This is a genomic window from Rhizobium brockwellii (assembly GCF_000769405.2).
GTDB classification, from domain to species: Bacteria; Pseudomonadota; Alphaproteobacteria; order Rhizobiales; family Rhizobiaceae; genus Rhizobium; species Rhizobium brockwellii.
The window spans coordinates 247901-270010 of the sequence record NZ_CP053439.1; the positions used below are offsets into that span (position 1 = coordinate 247901).

Sequence of the window (22110 nt, forward strand, 5' to 3'; positions counted from 1 at the left end):
CCGAAATACACTCGCTTTTTCTCATGACATGGAGTGAGAACAGGAATAATATGACCAGCTGTTGCGTTGCAAATATTCTTGGGGAGCACGCAAGTGTCCGACATTACTGGAAATAAGCGCCGTATGGGGCGCAATGCACCAACTGTGATCATCATCGAGCATTCTACATTGGCGCGCACGACCGTGGTGAAGCTTCTTGAGCGTGAACTCGTTGGATGGAACGTTATAGATTTGATCTCGACCGAGAGTCTCGATAGTGCTCTTGGAACTGAGGTGCGTTTGATTGTATTGGATCTGGCCGGCAGAGGTGTTGAGAGCACCAGCCTGCGTGACGATCTCGCGGCGATTGCTGCACGTTTTCCTGAGGCTCCTGTCACGTTGCTCTCGGGTTCGGATGACGCCATCATAGCCCGTCAAGCACACAAGATGGGCATCAGAGGCTTTTTCTCGACTTCACTTCCCGTTGACATTGCTCTTGCCGGTCTTCATCTCGTTCTGGCAGGAGGAACATTTTTCCCGCAGCTATTGGGAGCCGTTACAGCTGGCTCAAGCGAGCATAGTCCGGCCAGAAATGAGGCCGAAAAGAGCTTGGATGATAGGACGCAGTACCTGGCGTTTGCCGATTTCACTCCCCGGGAGGCGGATGTCCTCGCAGAGTTGCAATGCGGCTGTTCAAATAAGGTCATTGCAGGAAAACTCAATTTGTCGGGGCATACGGTGAAGATGCATTTGCAACACATAATGCGCAAGTTGCAGGCGCAGAACCGCACTGAAGTGGTTGCCCGCTTAATTCAAAGAGCCGCCGGTGGGCCCGACGTCTCGCCGGGTTAGGCGGTGTCGCCAGTACCGGGGAGCGGCGGGGCGTTCGTTTCAATGGGTCTCATATCGTGATGCCCTTTATGGGAACCGCGACTCCGCCTGTCCGTTACCTTTTGAGCAACGGAGAACATGGATATGCGCAAGAAAAAAGCCATCGTCGAGGCGGCGCTCGAGTCCGAGTACGAGCGCCAGGCACTGGGGATCATGAATACGGAGCAAGCTCTAAAGCTTGAGGATTCCGACGGTCTAGTCTTCAGTCATCCGGATAAAGAGGCCGGAGTGACGGATCATTTTGTCGATCAAGACGAGCTGCGCCGGTTGGTGCGGCGGTCAACCTCGCCGCTTCCCGTGCTTCAATCGCAGGATCGTACGACACGTTAGTCTCGAACCTCAAGCAATCATATAGCCGCCGTCCACCGGCATCGATATGCCGTTCACCATGGCAGCCTGGTCGGACAGCAGGAAAAGAACAACCTCGGCAATGTCTGCCGGCTCAGCGAAGCGCCCGACCGGAATTCGCTTCATCATCCCCGCGGCCTTTTCGGGATCGCTCCATGCCTTCACCGCCATTGGTGTCAACGTTACCGTTGGATGGACGCCGTTGGCGCGGATGCCGTGAGGCGCAAGCTCCTTTGCCATGACCCGCGTCAAGCCATCCAAACCACCCTTCGACGCACAATAGGCCGCGTGGTCAGGGATGCCGACGAAGGACGCGACCGACGAGACATTGACGATGGCGCCCTTGCGGCCCTGCTTGATCAGCGAGCGGGCATATTCCTGGGCGACGATCATCGGAGCACGGGTATTGACCGCGACAAGTCGATCGAATGCTTCGACTGTCGTCTCCAGGAACGGCTGGAGCTCGGTCGTGCCGGCGCAGTTGACGAGGAAATCGGCGGGAAGGGCAGCGATGACAGCCTCTCTGGTCGCATCGGCATCCGCGAGGTCGACTTGGATTGCCCGGCAACCGAATTCCCCTCGCAGCGCTTCGACGTCGGCAGCACTGCGGGTCAGGGCGACGACTTGCGCACCCCGTTCGGCGAGCATCCTTACAATTTCGCGTCCGATGCCTTTTCCGGCACCGGTCACGATCACCGTCTTTCCTTTAAACTCCATAGATCGTCCTCCTAAAGTCTCTGGCCTGTTTCCCGATCGAAGATATGCGCACGCCGGGGATCGATGTGGAAGTACATTGTCCGCCCCGGGTCGACCTCGATACGCTCGCGGATCAGGGCGTCGATCGGCACGCCTCCCGTGCGGCCGAAGATCAATGTCTCCGAACCGGTGGGCTCGAACACCGATACCTCCACAGGAACGCCATCCTCGCCGATCGTGATATGCTCCGGTCGGATGCCGTAGGTAACGGCTCTTCCTTCATCCACATTTGTATCTGCCATCGGAAGGGTGATGCCCTGGTCGGTAACGACGATCTTCCTGCCGTCGCGGGTGGCTATGCGGCCCTCAAGGAAGTTCATCGATGGGCTGCCGATGAAGCCGGCGACGAAGAGGTTGACCGGGAAGTCGTAGAGATCGAGAGGCTTGCCGATCTGCTCGACCCTCCCGTCACGCATCACCACGATCTTGTTGGCCATCGTCATCGCCTCGATCTGATCGTGCGTGACGTAGACGGTGGTGGTCTTCAGCCGCTGGTGAAGCTCCTTGATCTCGACGCGCATGGTGACGCGGAGTTTAGCGTCGAGGTTCGACAATGGCTCGTCGAATAGGAAGACCTTCGGGTCTCGGACGATGGCACGACCCATCGCTACGCGTTGACGCTGTCCGCCCGACAGTTGCTTCGGATAGCGGTCGAGATAACGCGTCAGATCGAGGATCTCGGCCGCCCTGCCGACCTTCTCGTCGATCTCCGCCTTCGGACGTTTGGCCATCTTCAGCGGAAAGCCCATATTCTCGGCGACCGTCTTGTGGGGATAGAGCGCGTAGCTCTGGAAGACCATCGCGATGTCACGCTCCTTCGGAGGAGCGTCGGTGACGACACGGCCGCCGATCCGGATGTCTCCGCTGCTGACCGTCTCCAGCCCGGCGATCATCCGGAGCAGGGTGGACTTGCCGCATCCGGAGGGACCGACCAGAACGACGAATTCCCCGTCCTCGATGTCGACGCTGACGCCATGCATGACCTGAAGAGAGCCATACTTCTTGGTGACGTCGCTAACCTGTACGTTTGCCAATGTCATTCCCCCTAAAGCAGCGTAGTTTGTGTTTTGATGTCGTTGACGGAATTCATCGGCTCATCCCTTCCAGACGACATAGGCGCCAAGGACCGCCGAGATTGCCGCCGCAAACCATACCGAAGGCCCGAACGGCTCGATGAACCGCATCCAGAACAGCGAGAGCGCGACCCAGATCACGATCGAGATGAAGAGTCGGTCGAACCAGTTCGTTTCGATCGGCAGAAATCCCGGCTTGCGTTCGTTATTTCCTGATTGAGACGTCATCGTTTCATCCTTTCACGGCGCCGAAGGTCAGGCCGGCGACGATGTGACGCTGGACCACCGAAAAGACGATGAGCGCCGGAACCAATGTCAGCATTGAGATCGCGGCCATGATGCCCCAGGCCGTCCCCGTCGTCGTCACATATTCAGACAGGCCGGTGGTCAGAGTCCGCGCGTGGAAGTTGGTGAGCGTCGCTGCCAGCAGGTATTCGTTCCACGCAAACACCCAGGTCAGGATCAGCGTCACCGCAAGTCCGGGCCGTGCCAAAGGGAAGATGATATCGTAGAGGACGGTCCATGGGCTCGCGCCGTCCATGTAGGCCGCCTCGTCCAATTCCTTCGGAATGCCTTCCACCGTCGGACGCAGCGTCCAGATGGCGAAGGGAAGGTTGAAGGAGCAATAGACCAGGATCATGCCCAGCTTGGAATCGGCGAGCGAGAAGTCGCCGATCCTGTAGACCTGCGTCAGCAGCAGGAAAAGCGGCAGGAGGAAGACCGCCGGCGGCGCCATGCGGTTGGTGATCGTCCAGAAGAAGATGCTTTCCTTGCCGGCGAGGTCGAAGCGCGTCAGGGCGTAGCAGGCAAGGAAGCCGAGCGTGGTGACGAGCAGCGCGTTGCCTGACGAAATGATCATCGAGTTGAGCATGTATCCGCGCAAGGTCGGATTGGTCAGCACGTCCTGGTAGTTCTTCCAGAAGAAGCTCCGGAGAATGACATCGGGCGTCGAGAACAGGTCGAAGGGCTGTTTCACCGATATGACGAAGAGCCAGTAGATCGGGAAAAGGGTCGCGAGGCTTATCAAGGTCCACAGGACGACCGGAAGCCAGGGAAAACGGGTCTTCATCGCGTCAACCTCTCTTCACGCGGGGCGCAATCAAACCGACGTAGAGCAGCCAGCAGACGACGATTGTGAGATAGAGGACGATGACGGAGATCGCCGAGCCGTAGCCATAATTCGTCTTGGGAAAGACTTCCTTGAAGATATGGACGCCGATGTAGCGCGTCGATGAACCCGGACCGCCGCCGGTCAGCATCAAAACTTCGTCGACGGTGCGTAGCGCATCCATCAGCCTGATGAACACTGTGGCGAGCATGGCCGGGCGGATCAAGGGGAGCGTGATGTGCCAGAAGATCTGGCTCTTGCCGGCGCCGTCGATCTGCGCCTGCTCGAACGGATCTGATGGAAGCGAGACGAGTGCGGCGATCAGCGAGAGGGTGACGAGCGGCGTCCAGTGCCAGATGTCCATGATGACAGTGACGGTGAAGGCCGCGACGGCGCTCTGGCCGATATTCAGATCATAGCCGAACCAGCTCCTCAGAAGATAGGGAATGATGCCGATGGACGGGGTGGTCATCAGCTTCCAGACTGAGCCGACGATGATTGGCGCCATGATCAGCGGCAGCGTATGGATCGTGCGAAACACCGCTTTTCCGGGAAAATCCTTGAGCAGCGCCTGGGCGAGGATGTAGCCAAGGACCAGCTCCGACACGACCGCGAAGAAGACGAACGTCAGGGTTATGCCGAGCGATGCCAGGAACTGCGGGTCGAAGACGAGCCGCCGATAGTTCTCGGCCCAGTTGAAAATCATGCCCGGATTGGCCGCGAACGGGTTCCATGAATGGAAAGAGACCCAGAGGACGTAGATGAAAGGAAAGATCCCGAAAAGTCCGAGGATCACTATGGTCGGTGACAGCAACAGCCACCCGAGCTTCTGCGAATGCATCGCCTATCCCCCATTGAACACTATGTCGACGTCCGCTCCATCGGGGAACGGAAGATGACGGGTCGTCGGAACGACCCGTCAAGTTGGGGAGGATGGTTTATTTGCGATAGCCGAGCGAGGTGAGCTCTTCTTCGGCCTTGGCCGCCATCTGGTCGAGGCCTTCATCGGGCCCGATCTTGCCGGTCAGGATGTCGTAGAAGATAGGAGCTGTCGCTTCACGCACCTGCGCATGGAAGGGGTACGGGGGAGCGCCGGCGAAGAGCTTGCCGTCGTCCTTCAGCATCGTGTAGAAGCCGCCGAGCTTGACGTCCATCTCCTTCACCTTCGGATCGTCGAACGTCGCCTTGTTGGTGATGCGCGGTGCGGCGATCGCCCAATCGGGCTGCACTTCGTTCTGGCCGATGAATTCGAGGAACAGCAGTGATGCTTCCTTGTTCTTGGACGTGACCGGAACGCCGAAGGCGCCGCCATCGTAGTAGCCGATATAGCCCTTTCCGGCTTTCGCGTCGTCCAATACGCCCGGCTCGAGCGGCGGCAGAGCGAATCCGACCTGGCCGACCACCTTCGACTGAGCTGGATCGCTTGCGATCCACGCGGCGTTCTCACCGTAGATCAGGCCCTGGGCGACGCGGCCCGCGGCGAAGGTCGTTGCGGTTTCCGTCCAGGTTGACTGCGTCGATTCCGGAGGAGCGATGTCGCGCAGGTGCAGCCAGTACTTCAACGCGGCCTTCGCCTTGTCGCCGTTCATTGCGCCGCCATGTTCGACCGTCGCCGCATAATTGTTCTTGGCGTCGATGCCCCAATTGTAGACGCCGAAGGTCGGCGCGATGGACTCGAAGAATTCATACCAGGACGCCGGATGGCCGGTATGTGCCTGAGCGGTTGTGCCCCAGAGCTCCATACCGTTGTCCTTGCCGTACTTCGTGAAGAATTCGGCGATCTCGGTGTATTCCGCGTGTGTGGTCGCCGGCTTCAGGTCCTTGCCGGTTTCCTTCTTGAAAGCTTCCTTGATCTTCGGATCTTCGAACAGGTCCTTACGATAGAGATACGCCTTCAGGAAGGCTTCCATCGGAACGCCGAAGAGATCGCCGCTCGCGTCCTTGAAATAGTCGGCAAAGCTGGTGAAGTTCGCATCGTCGTAGGTCGGCGCCTTGAGATCGGGCTGGTCTTTCAGCGTCTTCGTGATGTCGACGAGGAAATTCCTGGCGAGATAGGAGTAGATGATGTCCTGCTCGATGTAGACCATGTCATAGATGCCGGTCTTGGCTTCCATGTCCTTGATGGCCTTGTCGTACATTTGATCCCAGGACGTCGTCTCGATGTCGACCTTGATGCCGGTCTTCTTTTCGAATTCCGGAGCGAGCACGTTCCTGATGTAGTTCGATGGCGGAGTGCTTTCGGTGACCCCGTGCAGTGTCACGCCCTTGAATTTGGCGCCGGCGTCGGACCAGAAATCAGCCCAGGCCGGCGACGCGGTAGTGGCGAGGCTGAGCGTCAGCGCAAGCGCGCTAGCCTTCAAAGCATAGTTCATTTTCAATCCTCCCAAATTGCAGCGAGATCATTTCGCCGGTGCATTGTGTAGGCCAAAAAAACCGCCGGCGCAACATTTGTTGTCTAAACATGCAAATCATGGATCTATCCCATTGATTTTTGCAGAAACTAATTTCCGGCAGAGAGTGGAATGCATTAGTAAGAAGCTTAAAATATTGCATTGCAAGGTAATTTTGCAAAGCAGCAAAAGATTTTCAGCAAAAATTATTTGTTGTCTTGCCAAACTAAATGGCATAGCACTGTGCGCAGCCAAAGGCATTTTTTGGAGGAAAAGGCTATGCGTCGATTGGGTATCCATTCATTTGTATGGACAGGCGGCCAAACGCAGGAAGGGCTGGAGATGGCCCTCAACAAGACGGCCGAACATGGATATCGCACCATCGAATTTGCCTATCTGCGCCCCGAGAAATTCAATCTCGATCGACTGGCAAAGCTTGCGCAGTCGCTTGACGTGGAGATTGGCGTGACGATGGGCCTGCCGCTCGACAAGGATGTATCGAGCGAGGACATGTCTGCGGTGTCCGCCGGCAAGCAGACGCTGGCCGACGCCGTTCGGGCGGTCCGCGATATCGGCGGCAACAAGCTGGGCGGGATTCTCTATTCCGCGCACACCAAGTACAATCGCCAGCCGACGAAGAGGGGCTGGGACAACAGCGTCGCCGCGATTGCCGCGACTGCCGAAGTCGCGAGACAAGCGAACGTCGACCTCGTCCTGGAGGTTGTCAACCGGTTCGAGACCAACCTGCTGAATACGGCGGCGCAGGGGCTGAAATTCATCGCCGAGACGGGATCGGAGCATGTCCGTCTCCACCTCGACACATTCCATATGAACATCGAGGAAGCCAATCCGGCCGCCGCGATCCGCCTGGCCGGCGACAAGATCGGCTACTTCCACATCGGCGAGAGCAATCGCGGTTATCTCGGCGACGGCGTCATCAACTTCGATCTGATCTTCGACGCTCTGCTCGACATCGACTACAAGCGCGACATCGTGTTCGAAAGCTTCTCAACGACGGTCGTGGACGAAGGCCTGTCGCTCGCCTGTGCGATCTGGCGCGACACCTGGGAGGATAATGATCCGCTTGCGGCGCACGCGAAGCGCTACATCGAGCTGAAATATGACGAGGCCAAGCGCCGCCGCGCCACAAACGCGCGGCCCTGATTATCCCTCTGACAGCCTGTTCCAGTCGTGTAAGGGTTGGGCCGACTGAAGGGAATTGAAACATGAACGACACCGTCTCCATCGGAAGTTCGCCGCGCAGGATCCGACAGAACAATATCGTCGCCGCCTTGCAGACGATCTATGCCCACCGAAGCCTCAGCCGGGCGGATCTCGCCCGGAAGCTCGGGATGAATCGCTCGTCCTCGGGAGAGATCGTTGCCGAGCTGACGGAAGGCGGGTTCGTTCAGGAGTCGGACGAGAGCGGCAAGCAGCGCCTGGAGCATTCCCGTGCCGGTCGTCCTGGCATCATGCTCGAACTGGTCCCCGATGCCGCATTTTTCGTCGGGATCGAGATTGGCGTCGAGCATATATCGGCTGCAGTTGTCGATCTCTCCGCCGAAGTCCGGGCATGTCGGAAAATTGCGTTCGACACCATGTCGTCGACCGTGGAGGAGGCCATGGCGCGGGGCGTCGAGCTGATCATCGGCGCAATGGGGAAGAGGATGATCGGACGGTGCAAGGGTCTCGGCATATCGGCGCCGGCTCACATCCGGCCGGACGGAACCGTCACCCTCGCACCCATCATCGGCTGGCGAGAGGTGCCGTTGAAGGAGATTGGCCGATCCGCCTTCCTGGCCGCCTTCCCGGCCGCCGTTCCGATCGCGGTTGAAAACGACGCCAACGCCTTTGCGATCGGCGACAGCTATCGTCACGGCGTCGCGGGCGTGACCCTGTTCCTGCTGATGGAAACGGGCGTCGGCGGCGGCATCATGATCGACGGCAAATTATTCCGGGGCGGCCACGGCCTGGCGGGAGAAATCGGTCACACCCTGGTGCCGGGAAGCGGCGGTCAGAAGTTTGAGCAACTGATCGGTCGCGAAGTGCTGATCAGGCAGTATCGCGAGGCTATTGGACGTAAACACGTCGATCTGCAGGAGTTCCTCGGCGACGTTCATGACCGTGTTCCAGCCGCGGTCAATATCGCCGAAACCTGGTCGCGCCATCTCGCTTACGCATTGCTGCAGGCCTGTCGGCTGCTCGACCCCGACAGGATCGTGCTGGGTGGCTCTGTGGCATCCCTCTACCCGATGGTGGCCGCCCGGGTGGCGGTCCACATGTCGGAGGGCCAGAGTATACCTTTCCCCACGCCGGAGATCGTCGTGGACGATGATGCGGAGTTCGGTTCCGCCTTCGGGGCGGCGTGCATGTTGCACCAGCGCTTTCTGTCATTGGAGAGCGAGGAGTTCGGCGGCGAGGACGGTGCGCCGGTCCAGTCGGCGACGAGTTGACGACAGGAACTATCGAAAGCAGGATTGCAAATGGCTTCAGTACTGGCTCCGGACCAACTTGGTCCCACGGTTTGCGTAGGGGAGATCCTCGTCGAGATCGTCGCCACGACGGTCGGAGACGGGTTTCTCGAAGCCCAGCCGCTCGTCGGTCCGTTCGCGAGCGGAGCGCCGGCGATCTTCATCTCGCAATGCGGGCGCCTGGGCGGCAAGGCGGCAATGGTCGGCGCCGTCGGCGATGACGATTTCGGTCGTGTCAATACCGATCGCCTCAAACGCGACGGCGTCGACGTTTCGACGATCTCGATCGATCCGGATTATCCCACAGGAAGCGCCTTTGTCCGCTACCGCAAGGATGGCTCTCGGGATTTCGTCTACAACATCGCCACATCCGCAGCCGCACGCTTCGGCTGGTCTCAAACGGTCGGCGATCTCATCAATCGTAGCGGGCATCTTCACGTGATGGGCTCGGCTCTTTCTGTCCCCAGTGCGCGCGCGGTGATCGACAAGGCGGTCGACATCGTCAAGGCGCGCGGGGGAACGCTCTCGGTGGATCCGAATATTCGCAAGGAATTGAAGCTGGACGAGGACACCGAGCGCCGTTTTTCCAAGCTTGTCGCCGCCGCCGATCTGCTTTTGCCGTCCGGAGAGGAGCTTGAGCGTGCCGCAGGTGTCGAAGGCGAGGCAGAAGCGATCCGCCGCTTGTTCGAGATGGGCGTCAAGGAGATCGTGCTGAAGCGCGGCGCCGAAGGCGCAACCTATTTCGGCAGGGCAGGAGACCGCATCGACGCACCGGCATTTGTCGTTCAAGAGGTCGACCCGACCGGCGCCGGCGACTGCTTTGGGGGCGCCTATCTCACCTGCCGGCGGCTCGGAATGTCTCCGCAGCAAGCCCTGACCTATGGCTCGGCCGCCGGCGCCCGCAACGTGACGGTCCTGGGTCCGATGGAAGGTGCCGGCACGCAGCAAGAACTCGATGCGTTTATCGCTTCAACGGAAAGGCGCCCGTGATGCAGGTGCATCTCAACGAACTGGCCAGGCTGAGGATCGAAGGCCACCCGAGAGGCGTGACCTCCGTATGCTCCGCCCATCCGATCGTGCTTCGAGCAGCACTCCGACACGGGCGGCAACACGAGAGCACCGTCCTGATCGAAGCGACCTGCAACCAGGTCAATCACCTCGGCGGCTACACCGGAATGACGCCAAGCGACTTCGCGTCCCTCGTAATGAAGATCGCCGCGGAGGAAGGGTGCCCCGAAAAACTCATCATTCTCGGCGGCGATCATCTCGGCCCCAATCCGTGGCGCGACCGCCCGGCCGAAGAGGCCATGGCCGAGGCCGAGAAGATGGTTGCCGCCTATGCCGAGGCCGGGTTTCGCAAGATTCACCTCGATGCCTCGATGGGCTGCAAGGGCGAACCGGTAGCGCTCGACGACGAAACCACCGCTCATCGCGCCGCCCGGCTTGCGGCGGTCGCCGAGGCATCGGCAAAGAAGACCGGCGGCGCAATGCCGGTTTACGTCATCGGCACCGAAGTGCCGCCGCCAGGCGGGGCCGATCATGCCCTGACAGCGATCGAACCGACAGTGGCCTCAGCGGCGCTGAAGACGATCGAAGTCCACCGCCGGATCTTTGCGGAGGCAGGACTCGGGCAAGCGTTTGCACGGGCCATCGGGCTGGTCGTTCAGCCGGGCGTCGAGTTCGGCAATCAGAATGTCATCCTTTATGATCGCAGCAAGATAGACGCGTTGAAATCGGTGCTCACCGACGAGCCGCAGTTCGTCTTCGAGGCGCATTCGACGGATTATCAGGGGACCCGGCCGTTGACGGCGCTGGTCGAGGACGGCTTTCCCATTCTGAAGGTCGGTCCCGAGCTGACCTTCGTCCTGCGCGAAGCGCTCTACGCGCTGGATGCGATCGCTTCGGACCTCTTGCCCGATTACTGCCAGCGTCCGCTCTATGCGGCGATGGAAGCGCTGATGCTCGATCAGCCGGGCAACTGGAGCCGCCACTACCACGGGACAAACGCCGAGATGCGATGGCTGCGGCATTACTCGCTGTCGGATCGCATCCGCTATTATTGGGCGTCGGCTGAAGCACAAGATGCCGTCCGGCAGCTGTGCCAGGCGCTTCGAGGGCAAATCGTACCGCTGCCCTTGCTTTGGCAGCACATGCCGGCCGCACAGGAATTCGCAGATGCGCCACTCGATCCGGAACAGGTTTTGATCTGGAGAGTGACGAAGAGTCTCTCGGACTATCACGCCGCCTGCGGCGTCGCGAAGAATTAGCAATCAGGATCAAGACAGGAGGAGAAATCGATGACGGAATTGAATGGGAAGATCGCGGCGGTCACCGGCGCAGCGTCCGGAATAGGACTCGCTTCGACGGAGGCAATGCTTGCCGCCGGCGCGACGGTCGTGCTGGTGGACCGCGATGAGAAGGCCCTTGAGACAGTTTGCTCCCGGCTTGGCGAGCGCGCTATTCCGCTCAAGATCAACTTGCTGGATCCGGGCGAGTGTGCCGGAATGCTCGAGGGCATTCTGTCGAAGACCGGCAAACTCGACATCCTGCATGCCAATGCAGGCACCTATATCGGCGGCGACCTGATGGAAACCGACCTCGATACCATCGATCGGATGCTCAATCTCAACGTCAACGTCGTCATCAAGAACGTTCGAAACGTCATTCCCCACATGATCGAACGTGGCACTGGCGACATTGTCGTCACCAGTTCCGTCGCCGGACATTCGGCGATTCCATGGGAACCGGTCTATTCGTCGTCGAAGTGGGCGATGACCTGCTTCGTCCAGACGATGCGACGCCAGCTGCTGAAAAGTGGCATTCGTGTGGGGTCGGTTTCTCCGGGGCCGGTGATCAGCGCTTTGCTTGCGGATTGGCCGGAGGAAAACCTTCGCAAGGCCAAGGAGGCCGGAGCCTTGATCGAGCCCAAGGAAGTCGCCGACGCCATCATCTTCATACTGACCCGGCCGCGCAACGTCACCATCCGCGACATCGTCGTGCTTCCAAGCGCCTTTGACATTTGAGGAGACGTGAGATGAGCTACCAACAGAAATTTCGCGTCGACGGTGATCGGGCGGTGGTTACGGGGGGAGGGCGTGCGATCGGGCTCTGCTGCACCGAGGCGCTGGCGGAGGCGGGTGCCGCCGTCGTCGTCATCGAACGCAGCGAGGCCGACGCCGAGCAAGCGCTTGCGCTGCGCGACAGAGGCTACGACATCGAAGTCCGGGTCGGCGACGTCACCGACGCGGCTCGAATGGACGCAATCGCAACCGAGCTTGCCGATGCCGGCCGGCCGGCGACGATCCTCGTCAACAATGCCGGAATTGGCCAGAGCGGCATCCCGGCGCAGGATCTCACCGACGCCGATTGGCTGCGCATGATGGACGTCAATCTCAATGGCGTCTTCTGGTGCTCGCGTGCCTTCGGTCGTCCGATGATTTCGATGAAACGGGGCGCCATCGTCAACCTCGGCTCGATGTCTGGGCACATCTGCAACCGGCCTCAGCCTCAGACGGCCTATAACGTCTCCAAGGCGGCCGTCCATCACCTCACGCGCTCTTTGGCCGCCGAGTGGGCGCATCACGGCATCAGGGTAAATGCCGTCGCGCCCACCTACATCGAGACGCCGATGGTGGTGGCCGTCGAAGCCAATCGCGAGCGTATTCCGCTCTGGCTCGCCGATACGCCGATGGGCAGGATGGGAACGCCGGAAGAGGTAGCCAGCGCCGTTCTCTTCCTCGCATCGGGCGCCGCCAGCCTGATGACCGGATCAATCGTCAACGTCGATGCAGGCTTCACCTGCTGGTAGTGCTTGCGCGGACGAGGCGCGAGCGGCGCCTCGTCCGCATTAGGAGGCTTGCTGCGAACAAATCGACGAATGTGGAAACGTTACCACATTTTCTTGACTCGCAATTATGCTCCGTTTATTCGAATGTGGAAACGTTGCCACATTGGGAGGAAGCTTGATGAAATCCGCGCGGTTGAACCGACTTTTCGGCGTGTCTGGAAATTGTCTTGACGTTGCCATCGATCACGGCATGTTCAATGAACGAACTTTCCTCGCCGGCATCGAGAACATGAAGACGGCCATCGAGGTGATCGCGCAAGCGGCGCCGGATGCCATTCAGCTGCCGCCGGGAACGGCACCCATGCTGCAGGCTATTCCCGGCAAGCATCGTCCGGCATTGGTGCTGCGCACCGACATCGCCAACATCTATGGCAATCCCCTGCCGTCTCAGCTGTTTTCCGAAATGATCGACAGGGCGGTGGAACAGGGCGTTGCGTTGGATGCTGCCTGTGTCGTCGTCAATCTTTTGATGCTGCCGGACCAGCCGGAAGTCTACCGCGCCTGCGTGCGCAATGTGAACAGCCTGAAGCGCGAATGCGAGATCTACGGCATGCCGCTGATGGTCGAGCCGCTCGTCATGCAGGACAATTCCAAGGGCGCCTATATGGTCGACGGCGCGATCGACAAGATCCTGCCGCTCGTGCGCCAGGCGGCTGAACTCGGCGCCGATATCATCAAGGCCGACCCCTGCGACAATGTCGAGGAATATCACCGCGTGGTCGAAATCGCCCAGGGCCTGCCGGTGCTGGTGCGCGGCGGCGGCCGCGTTTCCGATCAGGAAATCCTGATCCGCACCAAGCAGTTGATGGAGCAAGGCGCCCGTGGCATCGTCTATGGCCGCAACGTCATTCAACACAATAATCCCGGCGGCATGACGCGGGCCTTGATGGCGATCGTCCATGACAAGGCTTCCGTCGAGCAAGCCTCGCTGCATATTGGCTGACGCGCGTCTGGGGAGGGCATGTCATGACGAAAATATTCCGCTTCGGCGTCATCGGCTGCGGTCTGATGGGGCGCGAATTCGCGAGTGCCGCGGCGCGCTGGCTGCATCTGGCCGATGTGAAGGCGCGACCGGAAATCGTCGCCGTCTGTGATACCAACGCGACGCTGCTCGACTGGTTCAAGGATCATGTACCGACGGTTCGGCAGTTCACCGCCGATTATAGGGAGCTTCTGGCCAATCCCGAGGTCGATGCGGTCTATTGCGCCGTCCCGCATGTGCTGCACCAGCAATTCTACATCGACGTCCTGAAGGCCGGAAAGCATCTTCTCGGCGAAAAACCCTTCGGCATGGACGCCGCGCAGAACCGGGAAATCATGGCGGTGCTGGCCGAGCATCCCGAACTCCTGGTCCGCTGCTCGTCGGAAATGCCGTTCTTCCCCGGCGCACAGAAGGTCATCGCGCTCGCAAAAAGCGGCGAGATGGGGGATATAATCGAAGTCGAGGCGGGTTTCCTGCACTCTTCGGATATCGACCGGCAGAAGCCGATCAACTGGAAGCGCATGGCCGAGATCAATGGCGACTATGGCTGCATGGGTGATCTCGGCATGCATGTGCTGCACGTGCCGCTGCGTCTCGGCTGGCGCCCGACGACCCTCCATGCGCAACTGGTCAAGAAGGTTACCGCACGTCCCGACGGCAAGGGCGGCATGCTGCCCTGCACCACCTGGGACAATGCCACGATCAGCAGCCGCGTACGCACCGGGGATCAGGATTTCCCGATGGTGCTGAAAACCTGGCGCATCGCGCCCGGCGAATCCAACACCTGGTACATCAGGGTTCTCGGCATGAAGAAAAGCGCATTCTTCAGCACGAAGTCGCCGCGCCAGTGGCAGTGGATGGATTATAATGGCGGAGCGCAGGCCTGGAGCACCGAGGATCTCGGTTATGGCTCGCTGTTTCCGGCCATCACAGGCAAGATCTTTGAATTCGGTTTTGCCGACGCCATACAGCAGATGTGGGCGGCCTTCGTCGATGAGCTTGCCGGCGGGGATGCGAACGGTTTCGGCTGTGCGACGCCGGCGGAAGCCCAGGCGCATCATGCGGTCCTGACGGCAGCCCTCAAATCCGGCCGCGAGGACGTCGTCGTACCGGTCGCGTATGGTGGGGCATCCGTCTGATGCAGCGCTCCGAGATCAACGCCGCGTTGCGGCGAGCAACCGAGACCCTCGAGCGCTGGCACTGGTCTCTGCCGGCATGGGGTTCCTGGACGGCGGCGGATTTTGCCGCTCATCCCGAGGTGTCGGCCTATTTGCGCGCTCATCAGCTGGGTTGGGATGTCACCGATTTCGGCTCGAACCGCTTCGCCGAATGCGGCCTCGTGCTGTTTAGCCTGCGCAATGGCATCGTTGATATCTGGGGTGAGCGGACCTATGCCGAAAAGTTGCTCTTCGTTGGCGAAGGGCAGGTTACGCCGACGCACCGTCATGCGGCGAAGATGGAAGACATCATCAATCGCGCCGGCGGCGATCTCGTCATCGAATTCGCCGCAACCGATGCCGATGGCAATGTGCTGACGGAGGATGTGACGGTGCCGGTCGACGGGCTGCCGCACCGGCTCGCTGCATGGGAACCGCTGGTTCTCCAGCCTGGCCAGAGCGTGACGATCCGCACCGGGCTCTACCACCGCTTTTACGGCAGGAAAGGCGGCGGACCTGTCCTTGTCGGCGAGGTCAGCCAGGTCAACGACGACAACAGCGATAATTTCTTTCTGGAGCCGATCGGGCGCTTTGCCGCGATCGAGGAGGACGAGCCGGCGCTCAGACCCTTGTGGAACGAAGGAGTCAGCTGATGCGAGCCGGGGAGGAGGTTTGCGATCGCGACGGCCAGAGGCAGGGCGGCATCGTCTGCGCGGGAAACTTCATCGTCGATCGCGTCCACACACTGTCCTATTGGCCCGAACAGGGCAATCTCGCCCATATCCTGCACCAGGATCTGGGCGTGGGGGGTGGTGCCGCCAATGTCGTCACCGATCTGGCCTCGCTTGGATTTCCAGGAAAGCTGGCGGCGGCGGGATGCATCGGCGCTGACCAGGACGGAGAAATCGTCAAAGCCCGCCTTACTGTTGCCGGCGTCGATGTCGGTGGGCTGACGGCGCTTGCCGACCGGGTGACGGCGCATACGCATGTCATGAATGTGCCCGGCCAGAACCGGACCTTCTTCTATCATGGCGGCGCCAACGATGCCGTCACGGATGAGCTTGTCTCACCCGCGGCCTTCGGCAAGGCCGGCTATCGGCTGTTCTATCTCGGCTACCTCATGCTGTTGCCGGGTCTCGACCGCATTGGCCCCGACGGCCGTTCGGGAGCATCGCGCCTGCTGGAAGCGGCGCGGCGCGCCGGGCTTACGACCTGTGTGGATTTCGTATCGAGCGAAGACCCGGAATTTGCGGCCAAGGTCGGCGTCGCTCTGCCCTTCTGCGATTATCTGATCATCAACGAGATGGAGGCGGGTCGGGCAACCGGCGTTACCGTTCGCGATGCGAAGGGAGATTTGATCGAGGCGGGGTTTTTGGAAGCGGGCGAGCGCCTGCTTGCGGCGGGCGTCGCCAAGGGCGCGATCATCCATGCGCCGGAAACCTGCTTCTGGTTTGCATCAGGCGCTTCCCCGATCATCACGCGTTCACGACCTGTCGATCCCGATGACATCGTCAGTACCGTCGGCGCAGGAGACGCTTTCTGCGCCGCCGTGCTCTACGGCCTGCATGAGAACTGGCCGGTCGAGCATATCTGCTGCGTCGCCCATGCCGCAGCTGCGCGTTGCCTCAAGGGGGCGACAGCCACCGATGGCATCCCCGACATGTCCGTTCTTCTTCGCGAGGCGAAGGAGACGAACCCGCAATCCGCTTAGCCCATTGGCGTCGCCTCAGGAGGGCGGCTCCGATCATCGTTCAGTCAAAAGGGGAGGAGCAAACATGAAGCTATTCGTTACGGCGGCCGCGCACGACACCTTTGCCGATTTAGGCGCGACTGGGGAGGGAATGCGATGACGTATGCGGAAACGGCGCGGCTCTCCGGCAAGGTGGCATTGGTCACGGGGGGAGCGAGCGGCATCGGCAAGGCGGTCTGCGAACGCTTCGCCGCCGAAGGCGCGAGGGTTGTCGTAGCGGATCTCGATGGTGAACGATGCGCACGGGTGGCGGAAGCGATCGGCCCTCAGGCCTGGGGTGTGGCGCTTGATGTAACCAGCCAGGACAGCATCGAAGAAGCTGCCCGCTTCACTATATCAACCGCCGGCAAGATCGACATCCTGGTCAATGCCGCCGGCATTTACGAGGTCGAGTCCATTCTGGAAATATCCCGGGAGCGCACCGCTAGGGTATTTCAGGTCAATATCGAAGGCCTGATCTTCATGACGCAGGCCGTTGCCCGGCACATGGTGGAGAGAGGGGAAGGTGGACGCATCATCAACTTCTCGTCCCAGGCTGGGCGTCGGGGCGAAGGACCGGCCGTGGCTTACTGCGCTTCCAAGGCGGCCGTCATCAGCATCACGCAAAGCTGCGCTCTGGAGCTGATCCGTTATGGCATCAACGTCAACGCCATCGCTCCCGGCGTCGTCGATACGCCGATGTGGGATGTCGTTGATGCAAAGCTCGGCAGCCGGGAAGGTTTGGAACCCGGTGACGTCAAGCGCCGCGTGGCCGCCGCCGTCCCGGCCGGACGATTTGGCGCCCCCCAAGAACAAGCTGCGATGGCGGCCTTCCTGGCCGGACCCGATGCAGCATACATCGTGGCGCAGTGCTACAATGTCGATGGCGGCAATGTCATGAGCTGAGCGCTTGACCCGTGCCCGGGATGGTCGATGCCGTGTGGCGCGTCATCCCGCGATACGGCTTTATCACGCACGAAGAGGCAATCGAACTTGATGTCTGGAGGAGTGGAATGAGGGCTGTACGCTTGGAGTCGATCGGGTCTTTGACCATGCGCAGCGTCGAGAAGCCGGTTGCCGGGCCAGGCGAGCTGCTGGTCCGGGTTGCGGCGGCCGGCATCTGCGGTTCCGATCGCCACATGTACAAGGGCGAATATCCGACAGCGATCCCCGTGACGCTGGGCCACGAATTCTCCGGAATCGTCGAAGGGATCGGCGATGGGGTGACACGGTTTACCGGCGGTGAGTTGGTGACGGTCGACCCGAATATTGCCTGCGGCACCTGTCGGGCTTGCACTCAGGCGCGGCCGAACTTGTGCGAGAGCCTGACCGCCATCGGGGTGACACGGGATGGCGGCTTTGCAGAATATGTGGCGGTGCCGCACGCGCAAGCCTTCATCCTGCCGGCCGACCTCGATCCCGTTCACGGCGCCTTCAGTGAACCGCTGGCCTGCTGTATCCACGCCATCGACAAGGCAAGGATCCGTCCGGGCGACAGCGTCGCGATCCTCGGCGGGGGCGTGATCGGCCTGCTCATGGTGCAACTGGCTCGCCTGGCTGGGGCAGGCGAGATCATTTTGATAACGCGGCAGCAATCCAGACGCCAAACGGCTCTGCGCCTAGGGGCGACGCACGCCTTCGATCCCATCTCTTCAGCTACAATCACTTCTGTTCGAGAGGTCACGAAAGGCGGCGCGGACGTGGTCATCGAGTGCGCCGGCGTCAGCGATACGCTGCAAAGCGGTCTGAAAATGGCGCGGCGCGGTGGTACCTTCGTGCTTTTCGGGGTCACACCGGCGGGTGTCGAGGTGCCGGTTCTGCCCTTCGATCTGCTGGTAAACGAAGTCGATATCAGGCCGGCCTACCTCAACCCCTTCACCCATTCGCGCGCTGCGGCAATGGTCGCGAGCGGGGCGTTGGAGCTGGATGCATTGGTCACCAAAACCATCGGTCTCGAGGAGGTCGCCGACGTGGTGGGCAACGCGCCATTGCCAGGCGAGATCAAGGTCATCGTCCGGCCCTAGCTTCGGGGTCCATCTCAGTTGCGGACGGGGCCGGTGGAATCGCGTTCGATCAGGGTGACCGGCACTTTTACGATCGCGCCTTGCCGAGATTCGTCTCCTGTTTGGTGCTCCTCGATCAGCGCTTCCAGCAGCCGTGCTGCCTGCTGTCCAACATCGCGGATCGGCTGTGCGACCGTTGTCAGCCGTGGAAAGACGTAGGCGGCCTCCGGCAGATCGTCGAAGCCCACGACCGAATAGTCGCCCGGAACGGAAAATCCGCGATCCTGGATGGCATGGATTGCGGCAATCGCCGAAACGTCGGTCGTGCCGATGATCGCGGTGACCTCAGGTCGAGACGCCAGCAGCTCCCGCGCCAACCGGTAGGTCTCTGCAAAGCTGTGCTCTTCCGCCATCGCCACGGTGGCAGGCGCGATCCCATCTTTCGCCATCTCCGCCGTGATGCCCTGAAGGCGAAGCTGGATCGGCTGGCTGTGGGCCGGCGCGCCGACGATGGCGATTGCCCGGTGGCCGAGATCGATCAGATGGCGCGCCATCAGCCGTCCGCCTTCCTCGTGATCGGCCATGACAGCGTCGTCAGCGATGCCGCTCAGCTCGCGGTCAATGGCGATGATCGGAATGCCAGCGTCCCGCAGCACCCCGAAATGCTCGATGCTGCCGAAGGCGCTTGCCACGATGACGCCGTCGACGCGCTGGGCGAGCAGCATCGAGATGTAGCGCACCTCATGGTCCATATTTTCCGCCGTGCTGCAGATCAGCGTCTGATAGCCATGCTGGAACAGTTCCTGTTCGATCGCATGGGCGAGGATGCCGAAGAAAGGCACCTCGATCGACGGCAGCATCAGTCCGATCATCCGGCTTGGTGCACCGCGCAGCATACGGGCACCCTTGCTGGGCGTGTAGTTCAGCGTTCGGATGGCCGCCTCGACCCGCTCCCTGAGCTCAGGCGAGGCATAACCGCTGTTGTTGAGCACGCGCGAGACCGAAGAGACCGATGTTCCTGCAAGTTTAGCGATATGTCTGATGCTGGTCGTCACGTGCTCGCATTTCTTTCTCTACAGCGCCGCGCGTCTTTTCAGGCGCGCAAAGGACGCTAGCATAGGAGCGGTCGAACATTCATGAGACGGGCTGCTGAAGTTCACCTTCATTTCATCATCCACTAGATCACTAGCGGGACGCCGCATCAAGCGCGCCGCTGGTGCACTTCCGTGCAGGCTCAGCAAAGACTTTTCCAGGTGCCGAATATTTTGGCGATCACCTTCCCATTTTCGCGTCGTAGCTGCCCATGGACAGTTTTTTGCTCGTCAGAAAAATCAAGGAGGTCGAAGAAGACGCTTTCATTTCGTTCGATATTTCCAAGGAAGAAAACGTCTTTTCGGACGACCGGCCCCTTCAGGGGAAACCAATTTTCCAAGGCGCGATCGGCCAATGCCTGATACTCGGCAAAGTAAAACAGGCCTGCGCCGTTGAACTCCTGCGAGGCGCTGGGATCGAACTGAAAGGCTCTGAGCGTTTTGTTGGCGGGGACCTGAAACCCGAAATGCGTTGCTGACCGCCCATTCCGGATGTCTGCAGCCTTCTCAGCCAGACGGCTGGGTTGGAACCGCTCTCCCTGCGGCTCAGGCAACGTCACGCGGGCGATCGAGTGATTGTTGTCTTTGATCGTTCTGTGAACGAAGGTTGAGATGAGTTCGATCGCGCCGACGCTTATTCCGTGGACGGACAACTCGTGTCGGGTCGACATCCGGGTTCGCGAGACTGCGGACAGTCTCGAGTGGATGGTCAAAATGTCGTTTGCCTGCACGACATCAAAACGTGCATCCGTCAGTGACGTTGCACAGATCGCGGCATAGGCCTCTTCTCCATCGGCCGTTCTGAAATCCGCATTGTCGAGCCCGAGATGACAGGCAAGCATCAGCCAGTGACGATGGCCGAGCTCCTTCATCAACCAGGTCTCCGATAGCCCGTTTCCATTCAGATGGGGCATGCCCAGCAATATATGCGGATCAAGGGCACGTTCCATCAGGTCGCGTGCTGAAGGTCCTGCGGGCGTAAAGTCGAGAAGGACTGCGCTCATGATCAGGCGCTGACCGATTGCTTGAGAGACGATGTCTGTGCCGAATGTCGCGCTGCGAGATGCCCCACCACATGTTCGGCATCCCTGCCGACGCTGAGGAACCGGCCCGAGCCCCAGGTCCAGAGCCAGGGAAGTCCCAGCACGTAGACGCCATCGACGGCAGTGACGCCGCGGCGATGAACGGGATAGGCGTTGCCGTCGAAGATCGGCAGTCCGACGAAGGACCAATCCGGGCTGAATCCCGTGGCCCAGATGACCGAGGTGATCCCCTCCGCCTTCAGGTCGAGTTCGGTAATCTCAGCCTCAGGCTCCCAGATAGGGACATAGGGGGATGCGGCCGGAGCATCGATGCCTTTCTCGGCGATATGCCGGTCAATCAGGGCATTGATGCCATTATAGACACGGTCGGCGCCGTCGAGATTGGCCTTCAGGTTCGGCTCGAACAGCATCCGGCCGGCGGCGATGCCGGACATGCGGCCATACAGCGCCATGCCCTCCAGCGCGAACTTGCGCAGATCGATATCGCGTCCGCCGTCGCGTCCTGTCAGGTAATGGTTGGTGTCGTGCTTCTTCTTCGTCATGCCATCATGTTCGACCGTGATGTCGTACTGGCCGATATCGGAAAGCCAGTCGACGACATCGCGACCGCGATAGAACCGGGCGCAACGCGGCGCATTGCCGGTGACGAGATGCACCTTGCGGCCGGCAAGATGCAGATCCTCTGCAATCTGGCAGCCGGACTGGCCGGAGCCGACCACGATGACCCCGCCGTCCGGCAGTTGATCGGTATTGCGGTAGGCGGCGGTGTGGATCTGCGTGATGTCCTCGGGCAGGCGCTCGGCAGCACGCGGAATGGCCGGATCCGCATAGAGGCTGGTGGCGATCACCACGGCATCGGCGGTCACCGCGCCAGCCGAGGTTTCGAGCCGGAACAGGCCGCCATGCTTTTCGAGCGACGTCACGCCGGTTTGCTCGAAGATCGGAGCATCGACCTTCTTCACGAAGCGGTCGACATAGGCAAGGATCTCGTCCTTGACCATAAAACCGTGCGGATCCGCGCCGTCATAGGGATGATCGGGGAGCTGGCACTGCCAGTTCGGCGTCACCAGGCAGAAGGCGTCCCAGCGTTCGTTCTTCCATTTATGCGCAACGGTCTTCTTCTCGAAGACCACATGGTCGACGCCGTGCCTCTTCAGGTAATGACTGGCGGACAGGCCGGCCTGGCCACCACCGATGACGGCGGTGCTGTAATGCTGCTTCAGGTTCTGGGGCATGGACTAG

The 22110-nt window shown here is 60.6% G+C and carries 23 protein-coding genes; 14 read left to right on the forward strand and 9 right to left on the reverse strand.

Annotated features, from left to right (window positions below; translation table 11 throughout):
- Positions 1–66: 66 nt before the first annotated feature.
- Together RLCC275e_RS01255 and RLCC275e_RS01260 are read left to right on the forward strand one after the other, a co-directional pair.
- A complete protein-coding gene (locus RLCC275e_RS01255; protein WP_033181539.1) occupies positions 67–831 on the forward strand; it encodes a LuxR C-terminal-related transcriptional regulator in 765 nt (254 codons plus the stop codon).
- Between the two features lie 117 nt (positions 832–948).
- Complete coding sequence (locus RLCC275e_RS01260; RefSeq protein WP_033181540.1) at positions 949–1200, forward strand: hypothetical protein; 252 nt, start codon at positions 949–951, stop codon at positions 1198–1200.
- Positions 1201–1209: 9 nt separating this feature from the next.
- Here RLCC275e_RS01260 and RLCC275e_RS01265 read toward each other — a convergent pair whose 3' ends face one another.
- The 6 genes from RLCC275e_RS01265 to RLCC275e_RS01290 all read right to left on the reverse strand — a co-directional run bounded on the left by RLCC275e_RS01265 (position 1210) and on the right by RLCC275e_RS01290 (position 6527).
- A complete protein-coding gene (locus RLCC275e_RS01265) occupies positions 1210–1935 on the reverse strand; it encodes an SDR family oxidoreductase (protein WP_033181541.1) in 726 nt (241 codons plus the stop codon).
- Between the two features lie 11 nt (positions 1936–1946).
- On the reverse strand, positions 1947–3008 hold the full coding sequence (locus RLCC275e_RS01270) for an ABC transporter ATP-binding protein (RefSeq protein WP_033181798.1): 1062 nt from the start codon (positions 3006–3008) through the stop codon (positions 1947–1949).
- A gap of 60 nt (positions 3009–3068) precedes the next feature.
- Positions 3069–3275: a DUF2160 family membrane protein gene (locus RLCC275e_RS01275; protein ID WP_003556377.1), complete on the reverse strand. Its 207-nt coding sequence runs from the start codon at positions 3273–3275 to the stop codon at positions 3069–3071.
- Between the two features lie 4 nt (positions 3276–3279).
- Entirely contained in the window at positions 3280–4116 is an 837-nt protein-coding gene (locus RLCC275e_RS01280) for a carbohydrate ABC transporter permease (protein ID WP_003556379.1), read from the reverse strand.
- 4 nt (positions 4117–4120) lie between these two features.
- Positions 4121–4996, reverse strand: a complete 876-nt coding sequence (locus tag RLCC275e_RS01285) for a carbohydrate ABC transporter permease (RefSeq protein ID WP_012756005.1) — start codon at positions 4994–4996, stop codon at positions 4121–4123.
- A gap of 97 nt (positions 4997–5093) precedes the next feature.
- Positions 5094–6527: an extracellular solute-binding protein gene (locus tag RLCC275e_RS01290; RefSeq protein ID WP_003556383.1), complete on the reverse strand. Its 1434-nt coding sequence runs from the start codon at positions 6525–6527 to the stop codon at positions 5094–5096.
- A 297-nt stretch (positions 6528–6824) separates the two neighbouring features.
- Here RLCC275e_RS01290 and RLCC275e_RS01295 point away from each other — a divergent pair, with 297 nt between their 5' ends.
- From RLCC275e_RS01295 to RLCC275e_RS01350, 12 genes are all read left to right on the forward strand, one after another.
- Positions 6825–7709: a sugar phosphate isomerase/epimerase family protein gene (locus RLCC275e_RS01295; protein WP_033181542.1), complete on the forward strand. Its 885-nt coding sequence runs from the start codon at positions 6825–6827 to the stop codon at positions 7707–7709.
- A gap of 62 nt (positions 7710–7771) precedes the next feature.
- Positions 7772–8998: an ROK family transcriptional regulator gene (locus RLCC275e_RS01300; protein WP_003556388.1), complete on the forward strand. Its 1227-nt coding sequence runs from the start codon at positions 7772–7774 to the stop codon at positions 8996–8998.
- A 30-nt stretch (positions 8999–9028) separates the two neighbouring features.
- Complete coding sequence (locus RLCC275e_RS01305) at positions 9029–10006, forward strand: tagatose kinase (protein WP_033181543.1); 978 nt, start codon at positions 9029–9031, stop codon at positions 10004–10006.
- Positions 10006–11283 (forward strand): D-tagatose-bisphosphate aldolase, class II, non-catalytic subunit, encoded by a 1278-nt coding sequence (locus RLCC275e_RS01310; protein ID WP_033181544.1) that lies wholly within the window; start codon positions 10006–10008, stop codon positions 11281–11283. The genes RLCC275e_RS01305 and RLCC275e_RS01310 overlap by 1 nt, the downstream gene beginning before the upstream one ends.
- A 30-nt stretch (positions 11284–11313) precedes the next feature.
- Positions 11314–12039 (forward strand): SDR family oxidoreductase, encoded by a 726-nt coding sequence (locus tag RLCC275e_RS01315; RefSeq protein WP_033181545.1) that lies wholly within the window; start codon positions 11314–11316, stop codon positions 12037–12039.
- Positions 12040–12050: 11 nt separating this feature from the next.
- Positions 12051–12824: an SDR family NAD(P)-dependent oxidoreductase gene (locus tag RLCC275e_RS01320; RefSeq protein WP_003556395.1), complete on the forward strand. Its 774-nt coding sequence runs from the start codon at positions 12051–12053 to the stop codon at positions 12822–12824.
- A gap of 157 nt (positions 12825–12981) precedes the next feature.
- Positions 12982–13806 carry a class I fructose-bisphosphate aldolase gene (locus tag RLCC275e_RS01325; protein ID WP_033181546.1) on the forward strand — a complete coding sequence of 275 codons (825 nt, stop codon included), beginning with the start codon at positions 12982–12984 and terminating at the stop codon, positions 13804–13806.
- A gap of 23 nt (positions 13807–13829) precedes the next feature.
- On the forward strand, positions 13830–14984 hold the full coding sequence (locus tag RLCC275e_RS01330) for a Gfo/Idh/MocA family protein (RefSeq protein ID WP_033181547.1): 1155 nt from the start codon (positions 13830–13832) through the stop codon (positions 14982–14984).
- Positions 14984–15655 (forward strand): D-lyxose/D-mannose family sugar isomerase, encoded by a 672-nt coding sequence (locus RLCC275e_RS01335; protein WP_033181548.1) that lies wholly within the window; start codon positions 14984–14986, stop codon positions 15653–15655. Before RLCC275e_RS01330 ends, RLCC275e_RS01335 begins: the two co-directional genes overlap by 1 nt.
- Entirely contained in the window at positions 15655–16713 is a 1059-nt protein-coding gene (locus RLCC275e_RS01340) for a carbohydrate kinase family protein (protein ID WP_033181549.1), read from the forward strand. The genes RLCC275e_RS01335 and RLCC275e_RS01340 overlap by 1 nt, the downstream gene beginning before the upstream one ends.
- Positions 16714–16848: 135 nt before the next feature.
- Entirely contained in the window at positions 16849–17637 is a 789-nt protein-coding gene (locus RLCC275e_RS01345) for an L-iditol 2-dehydrogenase (RefSeq protein ID WP_033181550.1), read from the forward strand.
- 107 nt (positions 17638–17744) lie between these two features.
- Positions 17745–18755, forward strand: coding sequence for a zinc-dependent alcohol dehydrogenase family protein (locus tag RLCC275e_RS01350; protein WP_033181799.1), 1011 nt, complete (start codon positions 17745–17747; stop codon positions 18753–18755).
- 14 nt (positions 18756–18769) lie between these two features.
- Here RLCC275e_RS01350 and RLCC275e_RS01355 read toward each other — a convergent pair whose 3' ends face one another.
- The 3 genes from RLCC275e_RS01355 to RLCC275e_RS01365 all read right to left on the reverse strand — a co-directional run bounded on the left by RLCC275e_RS01355 (position 18770) and on the right by RLCC275e_RS01365 (position 22103).
- Positions 18770–19789, reverse strand: a complete 1020-nt coding sequence (locus tag RLCC275e_RS01355) for a LacI family DNA-binding transcriptional regulator (protein ID WP_033181551.1) — start codon at positions 19787–19789, stop codon at positions 18770–18772.
- Positions 19790–19968: 179 nt separating this feature from the next.
- Entirely contained in the window at positions 19969–20829 is an 861-nt protein-coding gene (locus tag RLCC275e_RS01360) for a Pnap_2097 family protein (protein ID WP_033181552.1), read from the reverse strand.
- Between the two features lie 2 nt (positions 20830–20831).
- Positions 20832–22103 (reverse strand): MSMEG_0569 family flavin-dependent oxidoreductase, encoded by a 1272-nt coding sequence (locus tag RLCC275e_RS01365; RefSeq protein WP_033181553.1) that lies wholly within the window; start codon positions 22101–22103, stop codon positions 20832–20834.
- Positions 22104–22110: the final 7 nt, after the last annotated feature.